The sequence below is a fragment of the Janthinobacterium sp. CG_23.3 genome, from assembly GCF_046115965.1.
Taxonomy (GTDB): Bacteria; Pseudomonadota; Gammaproteobacteria; order Burkholderiales; family Burkholderiaceae_D; genus Janthinobacterium.
The window spans coordinates 15028-30038 of sequence record NZ_JBJXIB010000037.1 but is presented as its reverse complement, the minus strand read 5'-3'; the positions used below and the strand labels follow the sequence as shown (position 1 = coordinate 30038).

11 protein-coding genes are annotated in these 15011 nt (G+C 68.5%); 7 read left to right on the top strand and 4 right to left on the bottom strand.

What is annotated here, in order from left to right; genetic code table 11:
* The first annotated feature begins 165 nt into the window (after nucleotides 1-165).
* From ACFDR9_RS11330 to ACFDR9_RS11315, 4 genes are all read left to right on the top strand, one after another.
* Nucleotides 166-738: a hypothetical protein gene (locus tag ACFDR9_RS11330; protein WP_409031064.1), complete on the top strand. Its 573-nt coding sequence runs from the start codon at nucleotides 166-168 to the stop codon at nucleotides 736-738.
* Between the two features lie 463 nt (nucleotides 739-1201).
* Nucleotides 1202-3163 carry a TonB-dependent receptor plug domain-containing protein gene (locus ACFDR9_RS11325; protein WP_409031063.1) on the top strand — a complete coding sequence of 654 codons (1962 nt, stop codon included), beginning with the start codon at nucleotides 1202-1204 and terminating at the stop codon, nucleotides 3161-3163.
* A complete protein-coding gene (locus ACFDR9_RS11320) occupies nucleotides 3153-3701 on the top strand; it encodes a YfiR family protein (protein WP_409031062.1) in 549 nt (182 codons plus the stop codon). The genes ACFDR9_RS11325 and ACFDR9_RS11320 overlap by 11 nt, the downstream gene beginning before the upstream one ends.
* A complete protein-coding gene (locus tag ACFDR9_RS11315) occupies nucleotides 3698-5611 on the top strand; it encodes a putative bifunctional diguanylate cyclase/phosphodiesterase (protein ID WP_409031061.1) in 1914 nt (637 codons plus the stop codon). Before ACFDR9_RS11320 ends, ACFDR9_RS11315 begins: the two co-directional genes overlap by 4 nt.
* A 148-nt stretch (nucleotides 5612-5759) precedes the next feature.
* Here ACFDR9_RS11315 and ACFDR9_RS11310 read toward each other — a convergent pair whose 3' ends face one another.
* Nucleotides 5760-7427 carry a peptide chain release factor 3 gene (locus ACFDR9_RS11310; protein WP_409031060.1) on the bottom strand — a complete coding sequence of 556 codons (1668 nt, stop codon included), beginning with the start codon at nucleotides 7425-7427 and terminating at the stop codon, nucleotides 5760-5762.
* 134 nt (nucleotides 7428-7561) lie between these two features.
* Here ACFDR9_RS11310 and ACFDR9_RS11305 point away from each other — a divergent pair, with 134 nt between their 5' ends.
* Entirely contained in the window at nucleotides 7562-7900 is a 339-nt protein-coding gene (locus ACFDR9_RS11305) for a hypothetical protein (RefSeq protein ID WP_409031059.1), read from the top strand.
* Nucleotides 7901-7953: 53 nt separating this feature from the next.
* On the opposite strand, the gene ACFDR9_RS11300 is transcribed toward ACFDR9_RS11305, so the two are convergent.
* Both ACFDR9_RS11300 and ACFDR9_RS11295 read right to left on the bottom strand, forming a co-directional pair.
* On the bottom strand, nucleotides 7954-9315 hold the full coding sequence (locus ACFDR9_RS11300) for a sensor histidine kinase (protein ID WP_409031058.1): 1362 nt from the start codon (nucleotides 9313-9315) through the stop codon (nucleotides 7954-7956).
* 37 nt (nucleotides 9316-9352) lie between these two features.
* Nucleotides 9353-10021, bottom strand: coding sequence for a response regulator transcription factor (locus tag ACFDR9_RS11295; RefSeq protein ID WP_409031057.1), 669 nt, complete (start codon nucleotides 10019-10021; stop codon nucleotides 9353-9355).
* Nucleotides 10022-10188: 167 nt separating this feature from the next.
* On the opposite strand from ACFDR9_RS11295, the gene ACFDR9_RS11290 reads away from it, so the two are divergent.
* Both ACFDR9_RS11290 and ACFDR9_RS11285 read left to right on the top strand, forming a co-directional pair.
* A complete protein-coding gene (locus ACFDR9_RS11290; RefSeq protein ID WP_409031056.1) occupies nucleotides 10189-12273 on the top strand; it encodes a methyl-accepting chemotaxis protein in 2085 nt (694 codons plus the stop codon).
* A 225-nt stretch (nucleotides 12274-12498) separates the two neighbouring features.
* Nucleotides 12499-13314 carry a Crp/Fnr family transcriptional regulator gene (locus tag ACFDR9_RS11285; protein WP_026132488.1) on the top strand — a complete coding sequence of 272 codons (816 nt, stop codon included), beginning with the start codon at nucleotides 12499-12501 and terminating at the stop codon, nucleotides 13312-13314.
* A gap of 107 nt (nucleotides 13315-13421) precedes the next feature.
* Here ACFDR9_RS11285 and ACFDR9_RS11280 read toward each other — a convergent pair whose 3' ends face one another.
* Nucleotides 13422-14876, bottom strand: a complete 1455-nt coding sequence (locus ACFDR9_RS11280; protein WP_017875101.1) for a CHASE3 domain-containing protein — start codon at nucleotides 14874-14876, stop codon at nucleotides 13422-13424.
* Nucleotides 14877-15011: the final 135 nt, after the last annotated feature.

The following is a 15011-nucleotide window of genomic DNA, read 5'->3' as shown; positions in this document are numbered from 1 at the left end:
GGTAGATTGGTCTTGCGGAGCGGCACAACTGGCTCCAACAGGCCCGGTACTCTGCTGTCTAGCGAGTGTCCCGCGAACCATTCAGTTGCATAACTACCTATCTTTGTAGGGTCGGCATGGCGATGGCGCCCCCCCCTGTAGCGTTGGCAAAATATATATTTACGCATGACACTGTCGCCAATCCGAGCCACGGCAGCGCAACTTGCGCGGACCCCGAAAAACCGCCGCGCGCGGCGCAAGGTCGGCGAGCGCCGCCGTGCCGGCATGGTGCCGCGCAACAGGTTTTTCGAGCTCCCCTTAACGGCGCGCGGCTGCGCGCCGTCGATGCGAAACGTGGAAAGGCGCGCGCGCGGGTATGATGGCCGCACTCTCCCCTTCCTAGGCATGCGCATGAAAAAATCGACAAGGGCGGCGCTATTGTCCGCATTGGTGTTTCCCGGAACCGGACAGTTTCTGCTGGGCCGCGCCGCGCGCGGCTGCCTGTTCTTGCTGCCGGCGGCCGCGGCCGCGGTCTATATCGGCGCCCAGGTGCTGGAGCGCGCCAACGCCATCGTCGCGCAACTCGACAGCGGCGCCCTGCCGCTGGATCCGCTGCTCATCGCCGAACGGTTGTCCGCCGCGCCCGGCACCGAAGGACCATTGATGACGCTCGCGGTGGTGGTGGCGCTGCTGTGCTGGGCCGGCAGCATCATCGACGCGCTGCTGACCGGCGACCGGTGTGACGCGCCGGTTGCCTGATCAAGCGGTGTCAGGGCATCGGCCGCCAAGCAGCGCCGCGCACCCGCTTGAACGTGGGGCGCGGCGCGCGCCGAGCCGGCGGCTCGGCTGGCCGCCGCTGGCGGGGGTTGCCGTTGACACGATATGACGAGAACACTGCGCGTTCAAACCGCCTTGCCGGCGCTCGCGCTATGGCTGCTCGCCGGCGCCGCGCGCCGGCAGCCAACGCACGGTGATCGAGAAGGCCAGCCGCTGGGCGGCCCGGCCAAGTGAGCGCGCGGCGAAAAAACCACAAACCCTGTACTTTCCCGCTCTGTAATGACAAGATGTTGCCGTGACTAACTATTACGTTGCGAGTTCCGGCTCACATCGGATTTCCCAGACTGGAACGAATGGCATGGCTGCGCAGGGTGGTTCAAAAAATGGCGCCGGAAACCGGCGCGCAAGGCCGCCAGGCGGCGCGCCGCGTTGGGGCTGCGCCGCCATGCTGTTGCTGCTGCAATTGCCGCGCGCCGCGCTGGCGCAGGCGCCGGCCGGCCCGCTAGACCTGACCGCCCTGCCCTTCGAACAACTGCTGTCGCTGGAAGTGTACAGCGCCTCCAAATTCCTGCAACCGGCGAGCGAGGCGCCGTCGAGCGTCTCGGTGATCAGCGCGGCCGAGATCCGCGACTTCGGCTGGCGCACGCTGGCCGACGTGCTGCGCAGCGTGCGCGGCCTGTACCTCAGCTACGACCGCAACTATAGCTACCTCGGCGCGCGCAGCTTTTTGCGCCCGGGCGACTACAATTCGCGCTTCCTGCTGCAAATCGACGGCAACCGCATCAACGACGCGGTCTACGACCAGGCTCCGGTGGGCGGCGAGTTCCCGCTCGAGCTGGACTTGATCGAGCGCATCGAGTACGCGCCCGGCCCGGGCTCGTCGATCTACGGCGCCAACGCCTTTTTCGGCGTGATCAACGTCATCACCAAACGCCCGCGCGAGCTGGGCGGCGCCCGCGCCAGCGTCGAGGCCGGGCAATTCGGCGCGCGCAAGGGCGCCGCCAGCTACGGCTGGAGCGACCAGCGCGGCGGCGAACTGCTGCTGGCGGCCAGCAGCTACAAGAGCGACGGGCGCGACCTGTACTTCGCCGAGTTCGACCAGCCGCAACACCGCCACGGCATGGCCCGCGGACTCGACTACGAAAGCGGCCAGCGCTTCTTCGCCAAGGGCGCCGCCGGCCCGTTCAGCCTGTCCATGCAGCACGCCGAGCGCCGCAAGGGCGTGCCCACCGCGTCGTTCGAGCAAGCCTTCGGCGACCCGCGCTCGCGCACCGTCGACGCCCAGTCCTACCTGGACCTGGGCTACCGGCGCGCGCTGGGCGCCGACGCCGAACTGAGCGCCCGGCTGTTCTTCGGCCGCTTCGACTCCGCCGGCGACTATGTCTACAACGCGTCGGCGGACAGCGTCAACCACGACGGCAGCGCCAGCCGCTGGTGGGGCGTCGACCTGAAATCGGTCAGCGCGCCGCTGGCCGGCCACAAGCTGGTGGCCGGCGCCGAATATCAGCGCAACTACCGGCTGGCGCAGTACAGTTACGACGTCGCGCCGCGCCGCGACTATCTGAACGACCGGCGCGACAACCAGCGCCTCGGCCTGTACCTGCAGGACGAGCTGGCCCTGGGCCAGACGCTGCTGCTGAACGCCGGCCTGCGCTACGACCGCCATTCGCGCAGCGGCGCCGCGTTCAGCCCGCGCCTGGCGCTGATCTGGCAAGCCGGCCCCGGCACCACGCTGAAGGCGCTGTACGGCACCGCGTATCGCGAGCCGAACAACTTCGAGCTGTACTACGCCTATCCCGGACCCGGCGGCCAGACCGCCAACACGCTGCAGCAGCGCGAACGCATCCGCAGCGCCGAACTGGCGCTGGAGCGGCAACTGCGGTCGAACGAGCGCGTCACCGTCAGCGTCTTCGAAAACAAGGTCAGCGGCCTGATTTCGCAAAGCACCGACGCGGCCAGCGCGCTGACGTCGTACGACAACGGCCCCGGCGCCAAGGCGCGCGGCGTCGAAGTCGAGTACCAGCGCCACTGGGCCGCGGCCACCCTGCGCAGCAGCTACAGCTGGCAGCGGCTGCGCCAGGACGGCGCCGGCGCCGGCAACGTCAACGCGCCGGCCCACCTGGCCAAATTCAACCTGGCCGCGCCGCTGGGGCGCTCGCCCTGGCGCGCCGGCGCCGAAGCCCACTACGTCGGCCCGCGCGACACCCTGCTGGCGCGCACCGGCGGCTACTGGCTGGCCAACCTGAACCTGCTCTCGAGCGGCCTGACGCGCCACGCCGACGTCGCCGTCGGCGTCTACAACCTGTTCAACCGCCGCTATGCCGACCCGGCCCCGGGCGCGCACCGGCAGGACAGCATCGCCCAGGACGGGCGCAGCGCGCGCGTGACGGTCAGGTATGCGTTTTAAGGGCGCCCCGGGGCGCGCCGCCTGCGCGCTGCTGGGCGCGCTGTGCCTGCAATGGCAGGCGCCGGCGCGCGCCCAGGCGGTGCCGGAATACGACCTGAAGGCGGCCTTCGTGTTCAACTTCGCCGTGTTTACCGACTGGCCCGGCGAGGCCCTGCCCGGCGGTGCCGCGATGACCATCTGCGCCTACGCCGGCAACAAGCTGCTGCCGGCGCTGGGGGCGCTGAACGACAAGCTGGTCAAGGGCCACCAGGTCAGCGTGCGCACGCTGGGCGGGCGCGACGGCGCGCGCGGCTGCCAGATCCTAATACTCGACGGCCAGGACCGCGAGCGCTGGACCCAGTTGCGCAAGGACCTGGCCGGCGCCAGCGTGCTGACCGTCGCCGACGAGCGCGGCGCCGGCGCCGGCGACGACGGCGTGGCGATCGCGCTCAGCGTCGAGAACCGGCGCATCGGCTTCGACGTCGACCTGACGGCGCTGCGCCTGGCGCGCCTGACGCTGAGTTCGAAACTGCTGCGCCTGGCCAGGAGCGTGCAATGATCGAGCCACCCAAGCTGCCCCGCCCGGCGCGTCTGCTCGGCAGCAAAATGGCGCGCCTGAACCTGATCATCTCGGGCGCCATCATGCTGCTGGCCAGCGTGGTGCTGGTCCTGTTCCAGTTCGCCGCGCTGCGCAGCGCCATGGTGGAGGACTTGCGGATCCAGGCGCGCATGGTCGGCAACAACAGCGGCGCCGCCCTGCTGTTCGCCGACCAGCGCGCCGGCGAGGAGCTGCTGGCCGGCCTGGCGGCCTCGCCGAGCGTGCGCAACGCCGGCATCTTCGGCGCCGACGGCCTGCTGTTCGCGCACTACCGGCGCGCCGACGCCGACGCGCTGGGGCCGCCGTCGGCGCAGTTGCTGGGCGCCCGCTTCCGCTACCGCGCCAGCTTCGTCGAGGTGCTCGAACCGATCGAGGCCAACGGCGGGGCGATCGGCTCGGTGATGATACGCGCCAGCATGGCGCAGTTGTACCAGCGCCTGCTGGCCTACGCCGGCTTCACGCTGGCCGTCGCGCTGTGCTCGTTCGTGCTGGCCTACCTGATGGTCGCGCGCACGCGCCAGGCGACGCGCGACGCCGAGGCCCACCTGCACTACCTGGCCCACGTCGACCCGGTCACGGAGCTGCCGAACCGGCACGAGTTCAACGAACGCCTGGCGTTCGCGCTGACCCGCGCCGACCGCCAGGACACCAGCGTCGGCCTGCTGCTGCTGGACCTGGACAATTTCAAGGTGGTCAACGACACGCTCGGCCACAACTGCGGCGACGTCCTGCTGAAGATGGTGGCGCAGCGCCTGATCGCCATCCTGCGCGGCGGCGACATCATCTGCCGCATCGGCGGCGACGAATTCGTCGTGCTGGTCGAGCCGGCGGACGCCGTCACGGAGCTGAAAAGCGTCGCGCGCAAGATCCTGGCGGCGCTGGCGGCGCCGTTCGCGCTCGACAGCCACGAGCTGTACGTCAGCGCCAGCATCGGCATGAGCCTGTACCCGGTCGACGCGCGCGACGCCCAAACGCTCACGCGCAGCGCCGACACGGCGATGTACCACGCCAAGAACCAGGGCAAGAACTGCTACGCCGTGTTCCAGGCGGAGATGGAGCTGCGCGCGCAAAAGCGCCTGGCGATGGAGGCGAACCTGCGCAAGGCGCTCGACAACGGCGAGCTGTACCTGCACTACCAGCCGCAGATCGACCTGCGCAGCGGCCGCATCATCGGCGTCGAGGCGCTGACGCGCTGGACCTGCCAGGAACTGGGCCAGGTCAGCCCGGCCGAGTTCATCCCGGTGGCCGAGGAAAGCGGCATCATCGTCGGACTCGGGCGCTGGGTGCTGCAGACGGCCTGCCGCCAGGCGGCGGCGTGGCGCGCCGCCGGCCTGCTTGAAACGATCGAGCACGTGGCGGTGAACCTGTCGTCCTGCCAAACCCGCGACGGCGCCCTGATGGACGACATCCTGGCGATCCTGGCCGAAACGGCGCTGCCGGCCGGCCTGCTGGAGCTGGAAATCACCGAGGGCGTGCTGATGGAGAACGTGCACGCCAACGTCGAGCTGATGCAGCGCTTCCAAGACGCCGGCATCCACCTGTCGATCGACGACTTCGGCACCGGCTACTCGTCGATGTCCTATTTGAAGCGCTTCCCCATCGACCAGTTGAAGATCGACCGCAGCTTCGTGCACGACCTGCCCGGCGACGGCGAGCCGATCGCCACCGCCATCATCGCCATGGCGCACAGCCTAAACCTGACGGTGGTGGCCGAGGGCGTCGAGACGGCGCAGCAGGCGGCCTTCCTGCGCCGCGCCGGCTGCGACATCGTGCAGGGCTACTACTACGCCCGGCCGATGGCGGCCGAGCAGCTGACGGCGCTGCTGCGCGAGCGCCAGGACTGGCGCCCGGCGCAGTCGCTGGCGCTGTAGCGCGGCGCGCCGGGCCCGTTCCAAGCACAGGCAACAAGCCGGGATCGCGTCCGCGGTTTACAAGCCGGCCGCCGAGGCCATCCAAAACGCAAAAAAGCCGTCCGCCCCACCACGGGCCGGACGGCTTTTCAGCGCCGCGAACGCCGGCCTAGGCCAGCTTGACCGCGTGCTCGCGGGTGGCGTGGAAGGTCAGCTTCGGCCAGCGCTCCTCGGTCAGGCGCAAATTCACGCCCGAGGTGGCCAGGTAGGCCATGTTGCCGGCCGCGTCGTAGGCGACGTTGTGGCCCAGCGCCGCCTCGAAGTCCTGCAGCACGCGCTTGTCGTCGCAGCTGACCCAACGCGCGCTGCTGATGCTGGTACCCTCGAACACGGCGTCGACGCCGTACTCGTTGAGCAGGCGGCTGGCGACCACTTCGAACTGCAACACGCCGACCGCGCCCAGCACCAGCTCGCCGCCCTGGACCGGCTTGAAGACCTGCACCGCGCCCTCCTCGCCGAGCTGCTGCAAACCCTTGTGCAACTGCTTGATCTTCAAGGGGTTGCGGATGCGCACCGAGCGGAAGAAATCCGGCGCGAAGTAGGGGATGCCGGTGAACTGCAGCATCTCGCCCTCGGAGAAGCTGTCGCCGATCTGCATGTTGCCGTGGTTCGGCAGGCCGATGATATCGCCGGCGTAGGCCTCCTCGACCTGTTCGCGCGACGAGGCCATGAAGGTGACGACGTTGGACACCTTGATCTCGCGGCCCAGGCGCAGGTGCTTGACCTTCATGCCGCGTTCGAAGCGACCCGAGCACACGCGCAGGAAGGCGATGCGGTCGCGGTGGGCCGGGTCCATATTCGCCTGGATCTTGAAGACGAAGCCGGAGAACGGCACCTCGGCCGGCGCCACCACGCGCACGGTGGCGTCGCGCTGGCGCGGCGCCGGGGCCCAGTCGACCAGCGCCGAGAGGATCTCGCGCACGCCGAAGTTGTTGATGGCCGAGCCGAAGAACACCGGCGTCTGCAAGCCGGCGAGGAACTGCTCGAGGTCGAACGGATGCGAGGCGCCGTGGACCAGCTCGACCTCCATCTTCAACTGCTCGATCTCCAGCGGGAACATCTCCGACAGGCGCGGATTGTCGATACCCTTGATGACCTCGAAAGTCTGGTCGGCCTTCTCGTCGCCGGCCTTGAACAGCATGATCTCGTCGCGCAGCAGGTGGTACACGCCGCGGAAGTTCTTGCCCATGCCGATGGGCCAGGTGACGGGGGCGCACTGGATCTTCAGCACCGACTCGAGTTCGTCGAGCAGGTCGAGCGGATCGCGCGTTTCGCGGTCCATCTTGTTCATGAACGTGACGATCGGCGTACTGCGCATGCGGCACACCGCCAGCAGCTTGATGGTCTGCGCCTCGACGCCCTTGGCCGCGTCGATCACCATCAGGGCCGAGTCGACCGCCGTCAACACGCGGTAGGTGTCTTCCGAGAAGTCCTGGTGGCCGGGGGTGTCGAGCAGGTTGATGACGTGGCCGCGGTGCTCGAACTGCATCACCGAGCTGGCCACCGAAATGCCGCGCTGCTTCTCGATCTCCATCCAGTCGGAGGTGGCGTGGCGGCCGCTCTTGCGCGCCTTGACGGTGCCGGCCAGCTGGATCGCGCCCGAGAACAGCAGCAGTTTCTCGGTCAGCGTGGTCTTGCCGGCGTCGGGATGGGAAATGATGCCGAAGGTGCGGCGCCGCTGCACCTCGCGGGCGATCGCGGCGGGCGCCTTCGACGTCGCCGCCGGGGCGGCGGAGTCGGAATTGTCGGGGGTGTTCAAAACGGTATCGTTGGCCATAGTCGTGGCCATATTATGGCCCTTGCGCAAAACCCTCAATTTTACAGACACTTGCCTGTTTCGTGTGAACTGATATGCCGCCGGCGCCGGCCGCGGCGCGCGCGGGCGGGCGGGCCGGCGGGTATACTGCGGCGATGCCCACCACCACCCTCGCCGCCCTGCTTGCCTTGCTGGCCCTCGCCCTCACCGCGCCGACGCTGCTCGTGCTGCTGCGCCGCAAGCGCCGGCTGCAACGCCTGCGCTTCCGCGCCCGCTTCGAGCCGGCCAGCGCCTTCGTCGGCAAAGACCCGCGCTTCGCCATCGCCCGGGCGGGCAACTGGACCTTCTACGGCGCAATGGACCACGGCAACGACATCGCCCAGTGGCGCGGCTGCGGCCTGGTCGCCGAAATGCGCTTCAAGGACGGCGTCTGCACCGGCGTCCGCGTATCCGAGCCCGCTGAGCGCGGCGCAATCCCGACGCCGGGCCGCTGACTACGCCGGTCGGCTGGCGCCCTGACGGGCTCGGCCGACCTACGGCGCCAGGCTCAGGCCGGGAAGCGCACCGACAACAGCATGCCGCCGGCGCCGGGCGCGGCGTCGATGGCGATGGCGGCGCCGTGGGCCAGCGCGATGTCGCGCACGATCGCCAGGCCCAGGCCGCTGCCGGTGCTCTTGTCGTCGAGCCGGACGAAGCGGTTGAACACCAGTTCGCGCTTGTCGGGCGCGATGCCGGGGCCGGAGTCCTCGACCGTCAACAGGCCGCCGGCGCCGTCCGGGCGGCAGCCGACGGTGACGACGCCGCCCGCCGGCGTGTAGCGGATGGCGTTGTCGACCAGGTTGTCGACCAGGTCGCGCAGCAGGAAGCGGTCGCCGCGCACCGTGGTGGCGCGCAGGTCGAAGCCGAGGTCGATGGCCTTCTTGGCCGCCTCCTCGACGAAATACTGGATCGACTCCTCCACCAGGCGCTCCAGCGCGAGCGGCTCCAGGCGGGTCTTTTCAAAATGGCTCGGCTCGGCCCGCGCCAGCGCCAGCAACTGGTTGGTCTGGCGGATCATGCGCTCGGTCGACAGCAGCATCAGGCGGATCGAGTTGGCCGTGTCCGGCTCGGCGCCGGGGCGCTTTTCCAGCCATTCAAGCTGGCTGCGCAGGCCGGCCAGCGGGGTGCGCAACTGGTGCGCCACGTTGGCCAGGAAATCGTGCTGGGCCCTGGCGCCGTCGCGCATCCGTTCGAGCAAGCCGTTGAAGGCGCGCAGCACCGGCGCCAGCTCGCCCGGCAACTGCCCGGCCTCGAGCGGCGCCAGGTCGTCGCCGCCGCGGCCGTTCAAGTCGGCGCGCATGCGGTTCAGCGGCCGCAGCCCGTTGGTCACCGAAAACCAGATCAGGCCGACCGAGGCCAGCGTGAACAGCGCCTCCAGCAGCACCAGCGCGCGCACGGTGGCGGCGCGCGTTTGCAGGCGCTTGCGCAAGGTCTTGGCGACGCCGATGCCGACCTCGTGGCCGCCGACGCGGGCGAGCGCGGCGACGATGCGCACCGGCTCGCCGCGCACCGCGCCGTCGTAGACCGGCGCGGCGGCGCCGCCCGCGCCGCCGCGGCGCAGCGGCGGAAAGTCGGCGTCGCCGGCGATGGCGCGCCCGTCGCCGCCGCGCACGACGAAATACACGGCGTCGACGGCGTCGCCGCGCAGCACCTGCTCGGCCTGGCGCGGCAGGTCGATGCGCACGCCGGCCGCGTCCGCGCCCAGGCGCGCGCCGAGGGCGCCGGCGGCGTCCTGCAAGCCCTGGTCGAAGGCGCTCTGGGCCGGCATCCAGGCCAGCGCGTAGATCAGCGCGCCGCCGGCCAGGTTGAGCAGCAGGATCGGGCCGATCAACCACTTCAGCAGACGCATGCGGATGCTGGTCGTTGCCATCAGCGGGGCGGGCGCGGCGGCTTGCTCGGGCGTGCCATCAGGCGGGCGCCGTTTCCAGCATGTAGCCAAAGCCGCGGATGGTGCGGATGTTGACGCCGGCGTCGCCCAGCTTCAGGCGCAGGCGCGAGACGTAGACCTCGACCGCGTTCAGCGTCACGTCCTCGCCCCAGGGCAGGATGGCGTCGATGATCTGCTGCTTCGACACCACCCGGGTGCCGTGTTGCAGCAGGTATTCCAGCACCGCCCATTCGCGCACCGACAGGTCGACGACGCGCTCGCCGACGCGGGCGCGCTTGCTGTTGCTGTCGAGCGTGAGCCGGCCCAGCGCCAGCACCGCCGGCTGCGGCGCGGTGCGCCGCGCCAGCGCCTTCAGGCGCGCCACCAGTTCGGCGGTGGCGAAGGGTTTGACCAGGTAGTCGTCGGCGCCCAGTTCGAGGCCGCGGACGCGGTCCTCGATGGCGTCGCGCGCCGTCAGCAACAGCACCGGCACGTTGCTGCCGCGCGCGCGCAGGCGCCGCACCACTTCGAAGCCGTCGATGCCGGGCAAGCCGATGTCGAGCACCAGCACCGCCACTTCGACACGCTGCAGCATCGCGTCGGCCTGGCTGCCGTTGTTGACAACGTCGACCGCCATGCCGTGCGCGCTCAGCACCCGCGCCAAACCGTCGGCCAGCACCGCGTCATCTTCCACCAATAGTACGTGCATGCGCGAACCATTTCTTCAAGGGGGGGGTGGCGCCATTATGCGGCATTTCGCGCCGCCAGGACACGCCGCGCCGCAGCCGGTTCATCAAGCCGTCACAATTCCCGCGCATTATTGCGTAAAAGAAATATTGAATACCCCCACAACAAGCAAACCACATTGGACACCGCATGCACATCCTCCTCAAGCCGGCAATCGCCCTGATGCAGCGCCTGCGCCTGCTGCCGAAATTCATCCTGGTCTGCCTGGCGTTCCTGCTGCCGCTGCTGCTGGTGACAGCGCTGCTGATGGCGGAACTGGACAAATCGATCGCCTTCGCGCAGGCCGAGCGGCGCGGCCTGGCCTACCTCGGGCAATTGCACGAGCTGAGCCGCCTGGCCCAGCAGCGCCGCGGCCTCGAGCACCTGCGCCTGAACGGCCAGGCGCAACCCGGCGGCGCCGCGCTGGCCAGACAGATCGACGCCGGCGTCGCCCGCCTCGAGCTGGTCCAGCGCGGCGCCGGCAACCTGGCGGCGCTGCCGCAATGGGCCGAGGTCGGCGCGCGCTGGCAGGCGCTGGGCGCGCGCGGCGCCACACTGGGCGCCAGGGAAAGCTTCGCCCTGCACAGCGCGCTGATCGCGCAGCTCGGCAAGCTGGCAGTGCTGGTGGCGGACCGCTCGAACCTGAGTCTGGACCCGGACGTCGCCGCCAACCACCTCGGCGCCACCCTGCTCTCCACCCTGCCCCAGCTGGCCGAAAACCTGTCGGAAATCGCCGGCCGCGGCGCCGCCTTCATCGACACCGGCCTGTTCGAAGCCAATGAAGACCAGTTGGTGAACGCCACCACGCTGATCGCCCGCCACGACCTCGACCGCGCGCCGGCGCAGTTCGAGGCGCTGTTCGCCGGCCGCCCGGCCATCCGCGCCGCGCTGCAGCCGCACCTGGCGGCGCTGCCGGCCGCGCAAGCCTTCCTCGAACGCAGCAAGAACGAGGTCGGCAACTCCTACCTGCAAACCTCGGGCCGGCAATTTTACGCCGCCGGCGCCGCCAGCGTCGACGCCCTCTACGCGCTGTCCGGCGCCGCCGCTAGCACGCTGGACCGGTTGCTGGCCGCGCGCATCGAGCGCGACACCGGCCGGCGCGACCTGATGCTGGCCGCCGTGCTGCTGGCGGTGCTGGCGGCGGCCTACCTGTTCGCCGGCTTTTACGCCTCGTTTTCACGCGACATCGGGCGCCTGCGCGAAGCCGTGCGCGAAGCCGCCGCCGGCAACCTGGCGGTGCGCGTGGAGGCCGGCGCGCGCGATGAAATCGGCGCGCTGGTCGACGACTTCGGCGCCATGACGCGCGCGCTGGCCTCGCTGGTGGCCGACATCCGCGGCGGCGCCGCCGTCATCGCCGCCGCCACCGACGACATGGCGGCGGGCAACGCCGCGCTGTCCGGCCACACCGCCAGCCAGTCCGAGGCGCTGGGCGCGACGGTCGGCTCGATGCGCGAACTGAGCGCGACGGTGCGACGCAACGAGGCCCACGTCGACAGCGGCCGGCAACTGGTGGCCTCGGCCTGCGCAGTGGCCCAGCGCGGCGGCCACAGCGTTGTCGCGGTGGTCGAGACCATGGCCGCGATCAAGGCCGGCTCGCGCAAAATCGCCGAGATCATCGGCGTCATCGACGGCATCGCCTTCCAGACCAACATCCTGGCGCTGAACGCCGCCGTCGAGGCGGCCCGCGCCGGCGCCCAGGGCCGCGGCTTCGCGGTGGTCGCCGGCGAGGTGCGCAACCTGGCGCAACGCTCGGCGGCGGCGGCGCTGGAAATCAAGGCGCTGATCGGCACCTCGGTGGGCCAGGTCGACGCCGGCAGCGAACTGGTGCAAACGGCCGGCGCGACCATCGAGCAAGTGGTGCTGGCGGTGCGCCAGGTGGCCGAGGTGATCGGCGAGATCAGCGCCGGCGGCGCCGGGCAGAGCGCGCAGATCGGCCAGATCGCCCGCGCCATGGCGCTGATCGACGACATGACGCGGCAGAACGCCGCGCTGGTCGGGCAAGCCAGTGTAGGATCAGGCCGACTACGCGACGAGACCGCCACCTTGTCGAACGCGGTCAGCCGTTTCAAGCTGGAGTGCGCGGCGACGCCGCCGCGCACCGGACCCGAGGCGGGCGCCGGCGCCGCCAAAGCCGCGCCCGCGCCCGTGCGGCCGGCCGGATTATGGAGCGCGAACCAGCCGCGCGTGTTGTCCGCGCACGACAAGAATCCAGCGGTGTGGCCAAGAAAAGCGTAGCCGTGGTATTGGAAGTAGGACTAGGCTGACAAAAATTTATGCTATGAGCCTACACGGAAGCGACTGCTAATCTTATGTTCGCGGCCTACATAAGGCTTTACAGTAGTTACATCGAGATCTGCCCTCTGCGCAGGGTCGGCCGGCAGGCCGCCCGCGCCCGGCCCCAGCGGCCAGGTGGGCGGATCGCATTCTGATGTATCGAATTAAGCCTGTGAGGACATACCAATGAACGACACTCAACTTAGCGCTTCCGCTCCCAAGGCCCGTTCGCTGAACCACGCGATTCCAACCGGCTCACGCGCTTTCAAAGTTGCCTCCCGTCCGGTCGTCAGTTACAGCGGCACCCAGCAAAATGAATTGCTGGCCGCCTTGCCGCGCGACGCGCTGGAATCGCTGTTCGAACACTTGGAACTGGTCGAGATGCCATTCGGCAAAGAACTGTTCGACTACGGCAGCACGCTCGACTACGCCTATTTCCCCACCACCGCCATCGTCTCGCTGCTGTACGTCATGGAAGACGGCGCCACCACGGAAATCGCCGTGGTTGGCCATGAAGGCGTCGCCGGCGCGTCGCTGCTGCCGGGCGAGCGTGCCATGTGCGGCGCCGTGGTGCAAAGCGCCGGTTACGGCTACCGTCTGAAGACGCGCTACTTGCGCGACGCCTTCAACCAGGGCGGCGCGCTGCCCCAGTTGCTGATGCGCTATACCAACGCGCTGTTCGCCCAGATGGCGCAGAACGCAGTCGGCGGGCGCCACAGCTCGATCGAGCAAAAGCTGTGCCGCTGGCTGCTGGACCGCCTGGACCGCTCGCCGTCGAACGAATTGAAAGTGACGCAGGAATTGATTTCAATCATGCTGGGCGTGCGCCGCGAAAGCATCACCGCCGCCGCCGGCAAGCTGCAGGACGAAGGCTTGATCCACTACCGCCGCGGCAACATTACCGTGCTCGACCGCCACGGCCTGGAACGCTACGCGGGCGAATGCTACAAGGTCGCCAAGACCGAATACGACCGCCTGCTGGTCGACGTCACGCGCTGCTGATGGTATGAAGGTTCGCAAGGTCGGAGGAGCAGAGCGTAATCCGACGCCGCGCCGCCGCCGACGCCAGTTAGTTTTACCACCGACGCCAGCAGACCAGAAACCGGCGCTTACGCCAGCCGGCTGGATTCTTCGGCAATTTCCGTGAGTTCAACATGGCCGAGCGGCCCGCCCTGCGCGGCGGCGCCCGCCACCGGCAGCGGAATCGCCGCCTCGATGCAGGTGCCGCGCTCGCCGCGGCCGCGGCGTATCGTCAAGGTCCCGCCCAGCAACAATGCGCGCTCGCGCATGCCCAGCAAACCATGCGACATCGGCTTCACCAACGCCTCGTCGGCGATGCCGATGCCGTCGTCGATAATGCGCAGCGTCAAACCCTGCTCGACCCGTTTCAGCGTCACGCTGACATTGCCCGCCTTGGCGTATTTGGTGATATTGGTGAGCGACTCTTGCACGATGCGGAACAAGGCGATGCGCAGGGTCGCTTCGCTCTGGTCGATGTCAACCTCGATCTCGGTATCGCACTTGACCTTGCTCATGCGCGTAAACTCTTCGCAATAGCTTTCAATCGCCGCGCACAGGCCCAGGTTATCCAGCAAGCTCGGGCGCAAGTCCTCGACGATGCGCCGCTTCAGCTCCACCGTCTCCAGCAAGGTTGCCTTGGCGCGGCGCAATTGCGCGGCCAGTTCCGGCTCGGTCTTGAGCAATTGCTGCGTCACCGCGCCCAAATCCATGCTGATCGCCGTCAAGTTGGCGCCCAACTCGTCATGCAACTCGCGCGCCAGCCGGGCTTTTTCCTCCTCGCTGACGCTAATCAAGTGACGCGACAACACCGACAACTGCTCGGTGCGCTTGACCACGGTCGACTCCAACGTGTCGTTGGCGTTCTTCAGCGCGAACTCGACCGCGGCGCGGGTCTTGAAACTGCGCCGCACCAGTTGGTAGAACATCACCAGCACCAGGATGGCCAGCACATTGATGCCGATCCCCAGCATCACCGCCTTCTGGTAATCCTGGTAAAAGCTGGCGCTGCGCGCGGCCAGGATTTCGTTTTGCTCCTGCACCATGATCACCACCAGCAAACGGATTTCGTCCATCGCGGCGCGGCCGTCGCTGACCTTGGCGATCTTGACGATATCCTCCAGCCCGCCCTGTTTGTAGACGCCGACCGACTCGTTCAGAATCGACAGTTTGCGTCTTACAAGCGAGCGCAACTGGGCCAGGTTCTTTAATTGCGAGGGACTGTCGGCGAGCAGCGTTTCGAGCTCGGCGAATTCGCTCTCGACCTCGGCGGCGGCGGTCTTGGACGGTCCCAGGAAAGTTTCGGATTCGGAAATGAAATAACCGCGCAAACTACTTTCCGCATCCAACACCAGCACGTTCAGGTATTGCAAGCGGTCGGCAACGCGGGCGCTGCGGCTGAGCAGGAAGTTGGAACCCTTGAGGGCCTGTAAATTATGGTAGAGACTAAAGCCGTTAACGATCAACAGCAGCGCGCAGGTCACGCACAGCACAGTCTTATAGAGAGGCAGGCGATGGTGCGGCGCCTGATCGACAGTGAAATACATCCTGATGGGCATCCTTAGCAAAGTTCAGCGTCGGCAGCGCCGGGCCTGCCAATTATAGACCGCGAATTAAATTGCTGCATTGCAAGGATTCAAGCGTGCGCGGGCACCAACGCCGCGCCCGGCGTCGCCTGGCAC